This is a genomic window from Terribacillus sp. DMT04, from assembly GCF_019056395.1.
Classification (GTDB): domain Bacteria; phylum Bacillota; class Bacilli; order Bacillales; family Amphibacillaceae; genus Terribacillus; species Terribacillus aidingensis_A.
On record NZ_CP077639.1, the window covers coordinates 2926183 to 2940553 of the forward strand.

Annotated in this window: 17 protein-coding genes and 1 riboswitch; of the genes, 5 read left to right on the forward strand and 12 right to left on the reverse strand. The window is 42.0% G+C overall.

The features are described from left to right. Positions 1 to 27: 27 nt before the first annotated feature. The 6 genes from KS242_RS15165 to KS242_RS15190 form a co-directional block, all read right to left on the reverse strand. Positions 28 to 1035: an ABC transporter substrate-binding protein gene (locus KS242_RS15165; protein ID WP_217322102.1), complete on the reverse strand. Its 1008-nt coding sequence runs from the start codon at positions 1033 to 1035 to the stop codon at positions 28 to 30. Positions 1036 to 1046: 11 nt separating this feature from the next. After that, on the reverse strand, positions 1047 to 1862 hold the full coding sequence (locus tag KS242_RS15170) for an ABC transporter permease (RefSeq protein WP_217324187.1): 816 nt from the start codon (positions 1860 to 1862) through the stop codon (positions 1047 to 1049). Next, positions 1849 to 2625 carry an ABC transporter ATP-binding protein gene (locus KS242_RS15175; RefSeq protein WP_217322103.1) on the reverse strand — a complete coding sequence of 259 codons (777 nt, stop codon included), beginning with the start codon at positions 2623 to 2625 and terminating at the stop codon, positions 1849 to 1851. Before KS242_RS15175 ends, KS242_RS15170 begins: the two co-directional genes overlap by 14 nt. A 474-nt stretch (positions 2626 to 3099) precedes the next feature. Further along, complete coding sequence (locus tag KS242_RS15180; protein WP_217322104.1) at positions 3100 to 3822, reverse strand: amino acid ABC transporter ATP-binding protein; 723 nt, start codon at positions 3820 to 3822, stop codon at positions 3100 to 3102. Beyond that, the gene (locus KS242_RS15185) at positions 3761 to 4474 is read right to left on the reverse strand and encodes an amino acid ABC transporter permease (protein ID WP_217322105.1); all 714 of its coding nucleotides are present in this window, start codon (positions 4472 to 4474) and stop codon (positions 3761 to 3763) included. Before KS242_RS15185 ends, KS242_RS15180 begins: the two co-directional genes overlap by 62 nt. An 81-nt stretch (positions 4475 to 4555) precedes the next feature. After that, complete coding sequence (locus KS242_RS15190) at positions 4556 to 5362, reverse strand: basic amino acid ABC transporter substrate-binding protein (RefSeq protein WP_217322106.1); 807 nt, start codon at positions 5360 to 5362, stop codon at positions 4556 to 4558. A 211-nt stretch (positions 5363 to 5573) separates the two neighbouring features. Here KS242_RS15190 and KS242_RS15195 point away from each other — a divergent pair, with 211 nt between their 5' ends. Then, complete coding sequence (locus tag KS242_RS15195) at positions 5574 to 6824, forward strand: M20/M25/M40 family metallo-hydrolase (RefSeq protein ID WP_217322107.1); 1251 nt, start codon at positions 5574 to 5576, stop codon at positions 6822 to 6824. A gap of 30 nt (positions 6825 to 6854) precedes the next feature. On the opposite strand, the gene KS242_RS15200 is transcribed toward KS242_RS15195, so the two are convergent. Beyond that, positions 6855 to 7151 carry a HesB/YadR/YfhF family protein gene (locus tag KS242_RS15200; RefSeq protein ID WP_217322108.1) on the reverse strand — a complete coding sequence of 99 codons (297 nt, stop codon included), beginning with the start codon at positions 7149 to 7151 and terminating at the stop codon, positions 6855 to 6857. A 185-nt stretch (positions 7152 to 7336) separates the two neighbouring features. Here KS242_RS15200 and KS242_RS15205 point away from each other — a divergent pair, with 185 nt between their 5' ends. Then, positions 7337 to 7954: a DUF47 domain-containing protein gene (locus tag KS242_RS15205; protein ID WP_217322109.1), complete on the forward strand. Its 618-nt coding sequence runs from the start codon at positions 7337 to 7339 to the stop codon at positions 7952 to 7954. A 10-nt stretch (positions 7955 to 7964) separates the two neighbouring features. Next, positions 7965 to 8963, forward strand: a complete 999-nt coding sequence (locus KS242_RS15210; protein WP_217322110.1) for an inorganic phosphate transporter — start codon at positions 7965 to 7967, stop codon at positions 8961 to 8963. A gap of 50 nt (positions 8964 to 9013) precedes the next feature. Here the strand turns inward: KS242_RS15210 and KS242_RS15215 are convergent, their stop codons facing one another. The 4 genes from KS242_RS15215 to KS242_RS15230 all read right to left on the reverse strand — a co-directional run bounded on the left by KS242_RS15215 (position 9014) and on the right by KS242_RS15230 (position 12566). Beyond that, a complete protein-coding gene (locus tag KS242_RS15215) occupies positions 9014 to 9679 on the reverse strand; it encodes a methionine ABC transporter permease (RefSeq protein ID WP_254391728.1) in 666 nt (221 codons plus the stop codon). Beyond that, on the reverse strand, positions 9676 to 10689 hold the full coding sequence (locus KS242_RS15220; protein ID WP_217322111.1) for a methionine ABC transporter ATP-binding protein: 1014 nt from the start codon (positions 10687 to 10689) through the stop codon (positions 9676 to 9678). Before KS242_RS15220 ends, KS242_RS15215 begins: the two co-directional genes overlap by 4 nt. A gap of 12 nt (positions 10690 to 10701) precedes the next feature. Further along, complete coding sequence (locus tag KS242_RS15225; RefSeq protein ID WP_217322112.1) at positions 10702 to 11511, reverse strand: MetQ/NlpA family ABC transporter substrate-binding protein; 810 nt, start codon at positions 11509 to 11511, stop codon at positions 10702 to 10704. Between the two features lie 92 nt (positions 11512 to 11603). Next, positions 11604 to 11715: riboswitch (SAM riboswitch) on the reverse strand. A 524-nt stretch (positions 11716 to 12239) separates the two neighbouring features. After that, positions 12240 to 12566 carry a MerR family transcriptional regulator gene (locus KS242_RS15230; protein WP_077306802.1) on the reverse strand — a complete coding sequence of 109 codons (327 nt, stop codon included), beginning with the start codon at positions 12564 to 12566 and terminating at the stop codon, positions 12240 to 12242. A gap of 197 nt (positions 12567 to 12763) precedes the next feature. On the opposite strand from KS242_RS15230, the gene KS242_RS15235 reads away from it, so the two are divergent. Next, the gene (locus tag KS242_RS15235) at positions 12764 to 12904 is read left to right on the forward strand and encodes a hypothetical protein (RefSeq protein WP_217322113.1); all 141 of its coding nucleotides are present in this window, start codon (positions 12764 to 12766) and stop codon (positions 12902 to 12904) included. A 40-nt stretch (positions 12905 to 12944) separates the two neighbouring features. Here KS242_RS15235 and KS242_RS15240 read toward each other — a convergent pair whose 3' ends face one another. Next, on the reverse strand, positions 12945 to 13757 hold the full coding sequence (locus KS242_RS15240) for a glycerophosphodiester phosphodiesterase (protein ID WP_217322114.1): 813 nt from the start codon (positions 13755 to 13757) through the stop codon (positions 12945 to 12947). Positions 13758 to 14018: 261 nt separating this feature from the next. Between KS242_RS15240 and KS242_RS15245 the strand changes: the two genes are divergently transcribed. Continuing rightward, positions 14019 to 14270: a GlsB/YeaQ/YmgE family stress response membrane protein gene (locus KS242_RS15245; protein WP_217322115.1), complete on the forward strand. Its 252-nt coding sequence runs from the start codon at positions 14019 to 14021 to the stop codon at positions 14268 to 14270. Positions 14271 to 14371: the final 101 nt, after the last annotated feature.

The window sequence follows — 14371 nt, forward strand, 5'->3', positions numbered from 1 at the left end:
AGCTGGCAATCTTGTTGCCAGCCCTTATTATTCCAATGCTTCGACAAACTCCATATTGACTAGCTCTTCGTATTGATAGTCTCCTTTATAGACCCCTGTCTTTGTCACAACATCCATCGTTTTATCGGTCGCTTCTTCGGTAATATATCCATCCTCACTCCAAAGCTTATCTGCATATGCCCGGTCCAAGGAGGCTTGAAGACTTGCTTCGTCTGTTGTCGGAAATTCCTCTTTCAATACCCGCATTCCGACTTCTTCATCTTCATTGACAGTTTGTAAGGCTTTCGTTATTGCTTTAACAAATTTCTGTACAGTTTCTGGATCTTCCTCAATCGTAGACTGCTTCACACTAATAACGGAATACGGATAATCACCCAAACTTGGGAATCCATAGAAAGGTTCCCCCCAAACACCTTTTTCAATACCATCATAGATTTGCGGCTCTGCTCCATTTGCAATATCTGCTTGCCCGTTTTCCACTAAGGAAACAACAGCACTTGCATCCGCTGGTTCCTCAAGCAGAACATCCTTCCCTGGCTCTAACCCAAGTTCCATGATTAGGTAGCGCGTAAGCAGATTCGGACTGCCTCCAAAACGCCCTGCTGCAATCGTTTTTCCTTGCAGAAAAGCAGCCAGCTCTTCTTCTGATGCGCCTGCAGGGGGTGCTTCACCGCCGGCCATTAAATAGACATTAGCTCGGTTCACAACATTGACAACAGAGACGATTGGATCATTGCTGTCTATATTCGCTAAAGCATTCGAATCTGGACCAGCTATATTGCCCCAGGCATCCCCACTCACAACTGTTGTTACATGTGCTCCGCCAGTTGCTGTAACAACTTCTACATCCAGACCTTCTTCTTCAAAGTATCCTTCATGAATTGCTGTGTACAAAGGCAGATAGCCCGTCAAATGCACCGGTTCTGCAATCGTCAGCTTTTTTAGCTTCTCTTCTTTTTCTCCTCCGGTACACCCTGCAAGAATACCTAGCACAACAGCTACGCACAGAATCCCTAATAACCGGAACCTTTTCATACAGACACCTCCTATTGTTTTGGTTCTTGCCCGCGAAGCAGCAGTTTCTCGAGACTAACTGTCCCGGCGTACATAAGCAGCGACAAAATGGACAATACACAAACTCCGACCCAAACAAGGTCAATATCCAAAATCTGACCAGCATACAAGATCATTCGTCCAATTCCTTGGCGGGAACTAATAAACTCTCCGACAATCGTGCCAGCCAGTGCCAAAGCAATATTTATCCGCAAACTGCTTACAATCCATGGCATCGCGGTCGGCACAACTACTTTGGTAAATACATGTCTGCGCTTTGCTCCCAAAGAATACAGCAGCTTCTCCAAATCTTCATCTACCGCTTTAATACCACTGTGCGCTGCAAGTGCGGTAACAATTACTGTCATCAAAAAGGCCAGCATCACCTTTGAAAAAAAACCGATGCCAAATAAGATAACGATAACAGGTCCAAGGGCTATTTTTGGTATAGCATTGAATGCAATCAAGTAAGGTTCTGAGATTCTGGAATAATAGGCAGACCACCAAAAGGACAACCCAATTAACGAACCGAAAAAAGTACCCGAGGCAAAGCCCGCCAGTGTTGCAAGTGATGTGTAAACTAAATCACTCCAAAGGGTTCCTTCCAAGAGTGCAACTTTAGCAGTTTCATAGATGGTACTCGGACTGCTCCAATAATAAGCATCTATAACGCCTAAACGAGTAAGAACTTCCCACAAAACAATTACTAAAATACCTAGACTAAGCTGCCCCGCTATTACAATCCGCTTCATCCGCTGCCGACGTTTTTTCTCATCTTCTATATATCGATTTTTCTCAGGCTGTGTCATTCTCATCTGGTTCCTCTCTAAGCAAATCCAGCAATGTTTGCTTTAGTGTGATAAATTCATCCGACAGCAGGGTCCCCTCTCCTCGCGGCCGCTCCAGCTCCACATGTACCTTCGCCTTCAGCTTACCAGGACGTTTGGAAAGCACATAAATATCATCTGATAAAAAGATTGCTTCGTCGATGTCATGCGTCACAAACAAAATTGTTTTCTGAAAATCTTCCCAAATTTTCAACAGCCAGCTCTGCATTTGCAGCCGCGTCTGTGCATCGAGTGCTCCGAACGGTTCATCCAGCAATATAATATCCTGGTCATACAATAGCGTTCTCAGCAAAGCCGCCCGCTGGCGCATCCCTCCGGACAACTCGGGTGGATAGTTATCTTCAAACCCTTGCAAACCATATCTTTTTAAAAGCGGCAATGCTCTTTTCCTCGCATCTCGCTTTGCCACTCCTTTAATCTCCAAGCCAAGAATGATATTATCCAGAATCGTCCGCCATGGCAGCAGCAAGTCTTTTTGCAGCATATAACCGACATAACCGCTTTTACCGACAATGTTTTTATCGTCTAAAAGAATTTCGCCAGTGGTTGGTTTGATAAGTCCAGCGATCATATTGAAGAGTGTCGATTTGCCGCAGCCACTTGGGCCAATAATACTGACAAAACGCCCCGCAGGGATTTGCATGGTTGTTTCCTGCAAAGCCACCACTTCCTGGCCGTCACGTCTGAATATCTTACTAGCTTCTACGACTTTTAATTTATACATAGCGCCACTCCTGTCATTTCTATAAACCCATCATACGCAAACGCCCGGTAAATGATGACAAATTCACAGCATGTCCAGCACAAGTTTCTTATTTTCTGCAAAATGCATAAAAAAAAGCCTGCACAGTCTGATATGCCACGCAACATATCACCTGTACAAGCTATAGAACAAGCCGAACAATGCATCCTGCTTGCAAATGAGAGGGATTAACCGAGAACATGACGAATGCTGCCTGTTGGTTACAATCGTTGTTACCCGAAAATCTTAATGTAACTTTAGCATAGGGAATCTTGCATGACAGCAAACTTGTAAGGTTATATGACGACCTTTTTTTGAAAAGAAAAAACAGCGCTATACTAACTGCCTCGGAAGCTATCCTTTCCACAAAAGAACCGGACTGACACATTGCTTATCGCTCATGTGTCAGTCCGGAATCACGCTTTTGCTTTTCCTTATTGATTCGATACGGAACAATTACAAAACTTTGCTCAAGAATGCCTGTGTCCGCTCTTCTTTTGGATTGCTGAAGATTTCTTCCGGCTCAGCTTCTTCGACGATATAACCGCCGTCCATGAACAAGACGCGGTCTCCTACTTCGCGCGCGAAGCCCATCTCATGTGTAACGACAATCATCGTCATTCCCTCTTGGGCTAGCTGCTTCATCACTTCCAAGACTTCCCCGACCATCTCCGGATCAAGTGCGGAGGTTGGCTCATCAAATAACATGACTTTTGGTTCCATGCACAATGCACGGGCAATTGCGACACGCTGCTTCTGTCCGCCGGAAAGCGAATCGGGATATACATCCGCTTTGTCTTCTAATCCTACTTTACGCAGCAGTGCCAACGCTTTGTTTTCTGCATCTTTTTTCTTCCATTTACGTACAACCATCGGTGACAGCATAATATTTTGCAGCACCGTCTTATGCGGAAACAGATTAAACTGCTGAAATACCATGCCGACATCCGTCCGCACTTTGTTGATGTTTACTTTTTTGTTGGATATATCTGTTCCTTCTATATAAACGTGGCCATCCGTTATATCTTCGATGCGATTGAGACAGCGAATAAAGGTAGATTTGCCGGAACCGGATGGCCCAATTACAACGACAACTTCTTTTTCTTGTATTTCGACGTTAATGTCCTTCAGCACCTCGAGCTCGCCGAACGACTTTTTTAGATTTTTTACGCTGATCATCTGTTGCATACTTCCTTTCTAAAAAGCTCTGTACATATGATAATACTAAACAAACAACAAAATATAAAACAGCAACTGACAAGTATGGCTCCCAAACTCTGGAATAAGATCCGACTGCAACTTTCCCCCAATAGAACAATTCAGGAGCTGCAATAACGGCACCTAGGGAAGAATCTTTCACAAGTACAATAAATTCGTTTCCAAGCGGCGGAATCATTCGTTTAAACGCCTGCGGCAGTACCACATGACGCAGCACTTGAGCATGACTCATACCTAAACTGTAGGCAGCCTCCCGCTGTCCCTTATCAATGGAATTAATACCGGCACGGAAGATTTCTGCAATATATGCTGCTGAATTAAGCGCCAATGCTACGATTAGTGAAATCAATGGTTCTGGTGGCTTAATAAAAATAGGCATGACTGCAAAATGAATTAAGAAAATTTGTACGAGCAGCGGTGTACCTCTGAAAATATTCACATACCAAGTGAACGGCAATTTAAGTATCGGATTGGACAAACTTTTACCCATCCCAATAACTAGACCGATGATAGCGCCAACGACGAATCCTATCAGTGATGCAAGGATTGTATATCCGAGTCCTCTCATAAAGAAAGGCAAATATTCAATAACAATTTCCCATCTAAAATCCATTTCTCTCACCTCAGTATAACTTATAAAACAAAACGTAAATATAGCGTAACGGATATCTTCGTTACGCTATAAGGGAGCTAGTTATGGCTGTGCACTTTCTAACGCTTCGATATCAGGTGTGCCTTCAAACCATTCTTGGTATATTTCTTCGTACGTCCCGTTTTCCATAATCGTTTGAATTGCTTCATCTATTGCTTCTTTATGTTCACTGCCCTTTGGAAGTAAGATACCGTAATATTCCTGCTCAAAGCTATCTTTATCATCTATTAATGTAAGATTGGCATCCGGATTGTTTTTCACATAATGCTGTGCAACACCGTTATCCGTTATGACCACTTCCACGTCACCATTCTGCAATGCCATCATGGTAGCTGCTGAAGACTCGTATTTAGAAATGTCTGTGCTGTTCTCGCCAACAATCTGCTGGGCTGCACTGTCACCTGTTGTACCATTCTGTACGCCGATTTTCATGCCTTTAATGTCCTCAGCTGATTGAATATCTGTGCCTTCTGTCGTTGCAATAGTTTGCATTGCTTCAAAATAAGGGGCAGAGAAATCATACGTTTCTTTACGCTCATCCGTAATGGTGATACCAGCTGCGCCTCCAGCCAGTGATTCATCTTTTACCCCAACAAGCATTGGATCCCACCCCGTATTTTCGAATTCATAATCCAGTCCAGCTTCTTTCATAACAGCATCAAGCAAATCCGCATCAAATCCGACAACCTCGTCACCCTTCATGGACTCGAAAGGAGCAAATGTTGCTTCTGTACCGAAAGTAAGTGTCTCCTCGCCTGAACCGCTTGATTCATTATTGGATACACATGCACTTAAAAATAGAACACTAAAAAGTCCAGTAACTGCGATAAGCTTTTTAACTGTTTTCATTGTCTATCTCCCTTTTCTATCTATTTAGTAAACTTGCATTAAAATCTATAATTATTCATTTCTATGCATTTATTCTACATAACATCTTATGTCTTGTAAATATAAAATTAGAACGAATCAATTCTTTTTAACTATTTTATGCACTTAAATTGTCAGTAAATTATGTTTTTATGATACAGTGCATGTATATAAAGGAAAGCGAGGGATATCTATGCACCCAACTCGTCCAATATTCGCCAAGGAATTTGAACAGCTCTTGAATTTGCAGCAAGTCCGAGATGCACTTTTCTTCCTTAAACAGGATAATGAGGCAACAACGAAAGATCAGATTGAAATAACGGAAGTGGAAGCTCCTCCTTTTCACGAAGCGAATCGCGCTGCTTTTCTCAAAGACAAACTGGCGGAATTCGGCTTGGAGAATCTGAAAACGGATAGTGAAGGAAATGTATATGGTATTCGTAAAGGCACAGGGAATGGTCCGTCTGTTGTTATTGCTGCCCACCTGGATACTGTCTTCCCTTCCGGAACCAATGTTGCCGCCCATGTAAAGGATGGTATCGTTTATGCGCCAGGAATTGGAGACGACGGCCGAGGCTTGGCTGTACTTCTTACCTTACTGCGGTCACTGGACGATAATAAGATTGAGACAGAAGGAGATATTATCTTTCTTGCAGATGTCGGAGAGGAAGGTTTAGGCGATCTTCGCGGAATGAAGGCGTTCTTCCGAGAAAACACAAATGTGGATGGCTTTATCTCTGTAGAACCAGGAGCTCCTGGCGACTTGATTTATTGCGGCGTCGGCAGCAAGCGATATAACGTAACATTTAAAGGCAAAGGCGGACATAGCTTTGGAGATTTTGGCAGCTCAAGTACCATCCATGCAGCCGGACGTGCTATTGCTGCATTGGCAGCTATGACTGTACCTCAGGAACCGAAAACAACGTATAATGTAGGAACAATTCATGGCGGTACATCGATTAACACAATTGCCCAGGATGCAGGCTTCCAGCTTGATTTGCGTTCTGTTTCCAGCCAAGCACTTACGGAGTTGGAGGAAAATGCATTAGCACTTATTCACGAAGCAGCCCAAAAGGAAAGTGAAGCCTGCGGGCAGCCAGGCAGTATTACTGTTTCAGCAGAACTTGTCGGGGACAGACCAGCTGGAAGCCAGGTCGAAGATACTCCTATTCGCCAAATTGCACTGCGTGCAGCAGAGGTTCTTGGTATAGAAGTTACCATGGAGGATCCGCTCAGCACAGATGCCAATGTGCCCATCAGCCTTGGAATCCCCGCTCTCACTCTCGGCGGTGGCGGGAATAGCGGCGGGCATCATACACTAGCAGAGTTTTATGATTCAACAGACGCTTTTTACGGTCCGCAGCGGATTCTATTAGCTCTGCTTGGAATGACCGGTATAAAAGATCAAGTACATCCTTTACTTTCAGTCCGAGAAAAAAAATAAGCAAAAGCCGGAGCGGCTTTTGCTTATTTTTTAGCTATGGGCAGGATAATCGTACTGAATATCATCCCATTTACGTGAATACTTAACACTCAAGTCTACACCTTCGAAATACCATGCATCCGACCTTTCAATAAAGTAAGTAATACCTTGTACTTCCATACTCGAAATCGGATCATTTGGCTGTTCTGCAGATATTCCAAGTGAAAAACCTTCTTTAATTCCCCCAAATCCGCCATAACGCACATAGAAACGTACTGCACTGCCGGGTTCAAGGTCCATTTCTTGAATAAACCAGTTTGAAGCTGGTTTAGTAATAGATATTTGCATAATTTCACCCCTTCTATACAACTATAACAAATAGTGGCAGTATGTACCTCATTCGACAAAAATCAAGCGAAGTCGTTGATAATTATTAATAAAAAGTTTACAATCTTTTAGGGATAGTTTACAAAAAATTAATATTTCCTGTTCCCTTAAAGTAACTTATTCAAACACCATTCGGAGGTTAAGTAATGTTCAAGAAGAAACAAGACAAATTTTCTTTGCTGCTTACCGATATTGCAAAGAATATTGATAATACTGCAGATTACTTCGTTACATATAAAGTGAAGGACGAAGCTACCCTTTCTGAGTTCTCCAATAAGCTGAAGGAATATGAAACAAAAGGTGACCAGCTTGTACATACAATCATTAAAGAATTGAACCATGCCTTTATCACACCTATCGAGCGAGAAGATATCCTGCAGCTGACAAACAGTCTAGACGATGTGCTTGATGGGATGGAAGAATTCTCTGGGATGATGGATACCTATGGTATTTATTCTTCTGACAGCTATATTGATCAATTTTCAAGTGAAATACGCTCTTGCGCTAAAGAAATTATGACGACAATTGAATTGCTTTCTCAAAATAAACTAAAAGATATTCAAGCACATGCAATTAAGATTAAAGAGCATGAGCAAAACTGCGATACGGTATTCCGTAAGTCTTTGAAACAGCTCTTCCAAAATGAAAAAGACCCGATTAAGGTCATTCAATACAAAGAGCTTTACTATATCTTAGAAGAAATTGCAGATAGCTGCCAATCTGTAGCAAACAATCTTGAAACCATTATCATGAAGAATGCGTGAGGGATAACCAATGGATGTTTTATTAATCATCACCATTCTAACCGTCATATTTGCTCTTGCTTTCGACTTCATCAACGGATTTCATGACACAGCCAATGCGATTGCAACATCTGTTTCTACTAAGGCCTTAAAACCAAAACATGCAATTATTATGGCAGCTATCATGAATTTCGTCGGCGCAATGACTTTTACTGGAGTTGCAAAGACGATTACAAGTGATATCGCCAACCCTGATAATATTGTAAATGGATCTGTGGTAATCTTAGCAGCTCTGATTGCCGGAATTGCATGGAACTTAATTACTTGGTATTACGGGATACCGAGCAGTTCCTCGCACGCTATTATCGGTGCTTTAGCTGGGGCAGTCATTGCTTCCAGCGGATTTGCTACTTTAAACGGAAGCGGTTTTATTAAGATTTTAGAAGCATTGATTCTTTCTCCAATCCTTGCTTTTGTTGTAGGTTTTATTTTATATAACATCATCAAACTCATCTTCCGGGAGAAAAACTTGCCGAAGACAAATAAAAACTTCCGTCGGGTACAGATTTTAACAGCTGCACTTCAGTCGTTTACCCATGGTACGAACGACGCGCAGAAAGCGATGGGTATTATCACGATGGCCTTAATTACTGCAGGTCTTCATACATCCAGCGAGATACCGCTCTGGGTGCAAGCATCCTGTGCGACTGCAATGGGACTTGGTACTTCTATCGGCGGCTGGAAGATTATTAAAACAGTTGGCGGTAAGATCATGAAAATTCGTCCAGTAAACGGTGTAGCTGCCGATATAACTGGAGCATTCATTATCTTTGGTGCAACATTTATCCACTTGCCAGTAAGTACGACGCATGTTATTTCCTCTTCTATTATGGGGGTAGGATCTGCACACCGTCGTAAAGGAGTTAACTGGGGAACTGCTAAGCGTATGGTCATTACGTGGGTTATCACATTACCAATTACTGCTTGCTTAGGTGCGTTAATGTATGCCATCTTAAATATCTTCTTCTAAAAATGAAGAGCACGCTCGGACTAGCCAAGCGTGCTTTTTTTCTTACCATATTAATCTTTTCGCAAATTCCTTGCCCAGATATTACCTAGTGTTTGCATCGCCTGTACAAGTACAATTAGAACAATAATAACCACATACATGACGACAGGCTCAAATCGTAAATGACCATATTGATAAGCCAAATCACCAAGTCCTCCGGCACCAACAAGGCCTGCCATTGCTGTAGCTCCAATTAAACCAATCGTAGCAATTGTCAAACCAAGAATTATAGTAGAGCGCGCTTCTCTGACAATAACACTCCAGATTATTTTCATTGTAGGAATACCCATCGACTCATACGCTTCTATAACGCCTTTGTTCACTTCCAGCAGTGCAGATTCCATTAAACGAGCAATATAAGGTGCTGTATAAACTACAAGAGGCAGAATAACACCCTCAACCCCAATTGTTGTTCCAGCTACAAACCGCGTTACCGGAATCAATAGGAAAAGAAGGATAATGAATGGGATAGAACGAATAACATTTATAATCGCATTTGTAATTGAATAAAATGTCCGATTTTCTGCCTGACCGCCTTTACGTGTCATTACGAGCAAAATACCTAAAGGAAGTCCGATGATAATTGATATTGCCAATGGGATGGCTGTCATCAAAATGGTTTCCCAAAGTGCTTGTGTAATATCAGCACCCCACTCTGTCCAAAATTCCGCAATCATGACGCCACCTCCTCAACCGTTATCTCACGTTCTTCTAAATAAGAGATAGCTTTCTCAACTTCAGCAGCATCACCTTGCAGATGAATGAGCAGTTTCCCAACAGAGTTTTCTTTCAGCTGATCAATTCCACCTGCTAATATACTTGGAACAACATCGTATTTCTTCGTAATTGATGCAAGGAAAGGCTCACTGGAAGAACTTCCAATAAAGGTAAGCGAAATAATCCGCCCTGTTGCGCTAAGTCCTTTCTTGACGCTATCCGGAACTTTGAAGTTCGCATCGTCAAAGACAAAGTTTCTTGTCTGCGGATGCTGTGGTTTTGTGAATACATCAATGACTGAACCTTCTTCGACTAACTCTCCTTGATGCATCACACCTACGCGATCACAAATACGCTGAATAACATCCAGTTCATGGGTAATTAAGAAAATCGTAATTCCCAATTCTTTATTCACACGCAGCAGCAGCTCTAAAATGGAGGATGTTGTATTCGGATCCAGCGCACTCGTTGCTTCATCACTTAACAAGACCTCTGGTTCCTGAGCAAGCGCTCGAGCAATTGCAACTCGCTGCTTCTGTCCGCCTGATAATTGAGCTGGATATACATGTTGCTTTTCTTCCAGACCGACAATTTTCAAATATTTCTTCACACGCTCGGTGATTTCGTGTTTTGGAACTTTACTAAGCTTCAGCGGACGAGCTACATTCTCGTACACAGTAGCTGTCGTAAGCAAATTGAAATGCTGGAAGATCATACCGATTTTGCTTCTCTCTTTACGTAGCTGCCCTTTTTTCAGCTTTGTAAGATCTATTCCATCTATACGTACTTCTCCTTCGGTCGGACGTTCCAGTAAGTTAGTACAGCGGATCAGGGTACTTTTCCCCGCTCCGCTGAATCCGATCACGCCATAGATCTCACCTTTTTTAATTTTTAGGGAGACATCTTTCAATGCCTCCACTGTTTTCTTGCCAGTGGTAAAGGTTTTGGTTACATTCTTTAATTCAATCAATTTACTTCCCCCTTACCAGCTTGGAACAACAGATCCGTTGAATTCTTCTTCTACAAATTGCTTCATCTCGTCAGACTGATAGATATCCTTCAGCTTGCTCACAATCTCATCATCTTTATTAGCTGTTCGAACAACAAAGTAATTAGACCACGGATTGTTTTCGATATCTTCAGCAAAAATGGCGTCATCTTTAATTGTTAATCCTGCACCCATTGCGAAGTTTGTATTAATGGCTGCTGCTTGAACTTCTTCCAATTGCGCTGGCAATTGTGCTGCATCCAATTCTACGATTTCCAGATTAAGCGGATTCTCAACTACGTCTTTTGCAGTTGCTGTATTCGTTGCTTCCGGATCAACTTTTAACACACCGGCTTGTTCAAACAATTTTAATGCACGGTATTCATTTGCTGGATCATTTGGTACAGCGATTTTATCGCCTTCTTTTAGTTCTGAAATGCCTTTAATTTTTTCAGAGTAGATACCCATTGGAAATGTTAGTGTTTTAAATACTTCCGTTAGTTCATAGCCTTTATTTTCTTTCTGATCTTCCAGGAAGCTCAACGTCTGATAACTGTTGGCATCCAGGCTTCCTTCATCTAAAGCACTGTTTGGTGTATTGTAATCGTTAAACGTTTTGATCTCTACTTCAATTCCTTCATCAGCTGCAAGTTCTTTTACCTTTTCCATCACTTGTTCATGCGGTCCGCCCGTAGCCCCTACCAAGATTTCGTCCTCTGCTAGTGCACCAGAAGTGTCATTGCCGCATGCCGCTAAAAATAATGCTAATAATCCAATTAGTCCGAAGCTTAAGATTTTTTTCATGTTTTTATCCCCTTTTCTTAGCTGTTATCAACTACATTAAAAAAGCGCTTCTCTTGAATAAGAGAAGCGCACCGTATACGTATGCAGCGATTCTCTTATCTCTCAGTCCGGTATTGCCTACCGGCTGCAGGAATTAGCACCTAGATCATCTGATCTGGTTGCTGGGCTTCACAGGACCTGTTCCTCCGCCACTCTTGATAAGAATTTCATTATGCGTTTGTGTTGATCTGTTTGTTACTTTACCTTCCAAAGAATAGATTGTCAATAATAATTTACAATTTAGCGAAAAATCACACACATTTGATGTACTAGCGTAAAGGATAATATTGCAAAACAGGATAACAGGAACATTTTGACAACATTGGCTGTATGGTATCGCAAATATTTACGGTTACTTGATAACACCACACTTTCAAACAAGCGCTTGATCAAGCTGCAGAAGGCGACAACATATGGCTTTTATTCCATGTAACTCCACATTTAAATACAGGATTTTCTCATCGATACGAATATTATTATCAGACATTAAAGGATTTTGTCATTTGCTTTGAAAATAAGGGAACATCCTGTACACTTCATCACTGTGTCGTCGGTACAGATCCCGCGCCGATAGTGGACTGTAAACAACAAAGAGAACGAGCTCTGGCTGTATTTAAACAGCATAAAAAGCCGGATGAACATCATCCGGCTTTTCTGTGTACAAGGCCTCCCAACACATACGTACACATCTATTCTCTCTGTATCCCAAAGCGGGCGTTGATTTGTCCGCGAAGCATTTGCTGGCGGCTTTCTCTTTCCGCTTCCTTTCTCTTATCTCTTAGCATCTGCTGACGAATCTCGAAAGTTTGCACACCCTCTTCTCTTTTGTTGGCGATATCAATCAGCTGCTCTACATCTGAAAAAGAGTACTTGCGATTTCCCTTCGCTGAACGTTCTGGAAAAATGAGCTTGCGTTCTTCATAATAACGTATCTTACGCTCTGTAAGACCAGTCAGCTCGCTCACAATACCTATTGTGATTACTTTCCTGTTCTTATAAGAAGGCTCGTTACTCATCTGTTCACCTCATCATCCTGTGCTGTTACAGCTCATTATACCGTAATTTGTAAATACTCCTAGCGTTATGTAAGGAAACCTAACAAACAACTAAAAACCTCGTTAACATCACTGACATGTTTAATGCATCTGGATGCGGTTATTTATATACTGCATTTATAAAGAAGAAGGAACTCACAGAAGGGAGCACATGACAGGTGGCAAATGAACAGGAAGCCCTGGATTTAGCCAAGCAAATTGTTGAACTCGACTTAAAACGCGACGAGTACTGGGAGGATCTCGCAGCAATAGCTGGAGACAGAGCATTTGAATTGCTTCGACTCGTTCAAAATAGATAACAAAGATAAAGGAGACCTTCACGATTCAGGTCTCCTTACCTTATTTCACATAATTAGGATAATCTGTAATGATACCATCTACACCAGCATGTATAAGCGGCTGCACTTCACCAGGTGCTCTCACAGTCCACGGCATGATCCGCATATTACGTGAATGAATTCTGCTAACCAGTGTATCGTCTTGTGTTACGTTAGTAAAATGTGTATTTACATAATCAGCGTACGTACATATCTTATCCAGTTTCCGATTTGTAAGATCCGCACTTCGTGATGTCAGCACACCGAGCGGGACATGTGGCAAAAGCTGTGACAAGTAAGCGACTGACCCAAAATTAAAAGATTGCAAAATTACTTCTGCATGCAAAACATTAGCCAGTTCATTTTTCTCCAGCGTCTCTGCTATTACTTCTTCGACACCATCGTACAGTTCCGGAGACTTCAGTTCAATTAGAAACTTGGTTTCCCCTTTATATCTTTTAATTACATCCTCCAGCAGCGGTACACGCTCACCTTCATACATGGCATCGTAAGCAGCACCGACATCAAAATACTGCAGCGAAGCATACGATAAATCCCTCACATATACAGTTTCATCCGGTGCATTTGCGCTAGTGCGATTAATGGAGGTATCGTGAATGACAACAAGCTGACCATCTTTTGTCATCTGCACATCCAACTCAATATAATCAGCATGCATCTCGACTGCCAAATCAAAGGCTGCAATCGTGTTTTCTGGTGCAAATCCGGACGCTCCGCGGTGTGCGATGACGGGTAGACTGCTCTTTGGTAACGACTGATTAGCAAGCGACCTTGCAGCTACTGACTCATACGACGGATTAAACTGATTTGTCATTCAGATCATCTCCCTGTAAGTATCTGGATTGTCATCATTGCTTATAAATAGAACGATTTCTGTACTTTAACTATAACGGCTTATTATTAAGGTGATGTTGAGTTGCTGTGTAGAATGATGGAGCTATTTTTAAAAACATGTAAATCATCAAGGTATTTCCCTTTATAGCAGTAACAAAGGAGGTTTGCGAATTGTGTTCGTCGGGAAAGCTATTACTAGTTACAGAAGAAAACTAGTTACTTAACACTGGAGGTAATTATAATGAGTTTTATCTTATACCTTATCGTCGGCGGTATTATCGGCTGGCTTGCCGGATTAATTCTGGGGCGTGATGTGCCAGGCGGAATTATTGGTAATATTATTGCCGGTATCATCGGTGCTTGGCTCGGTGGTTTGATTTTCGGAGATTTCGGCCCTGACTTAGCTGGCATCGCGATTATTCCAGCTCTAATCGGAGCAATCATCTTCGTGTTTGTCCTAAGCTTAATTTTAAGAGCAGTTCGTAAAAAGTAACCGCAAGCAAAAAGTCTTGCAGGCAAATGCCTGCAAGACTTTTTTTATTGGGATTGTTCACATTATGTAAAATTAATCCACCTTGACCTCCTATATGTAAA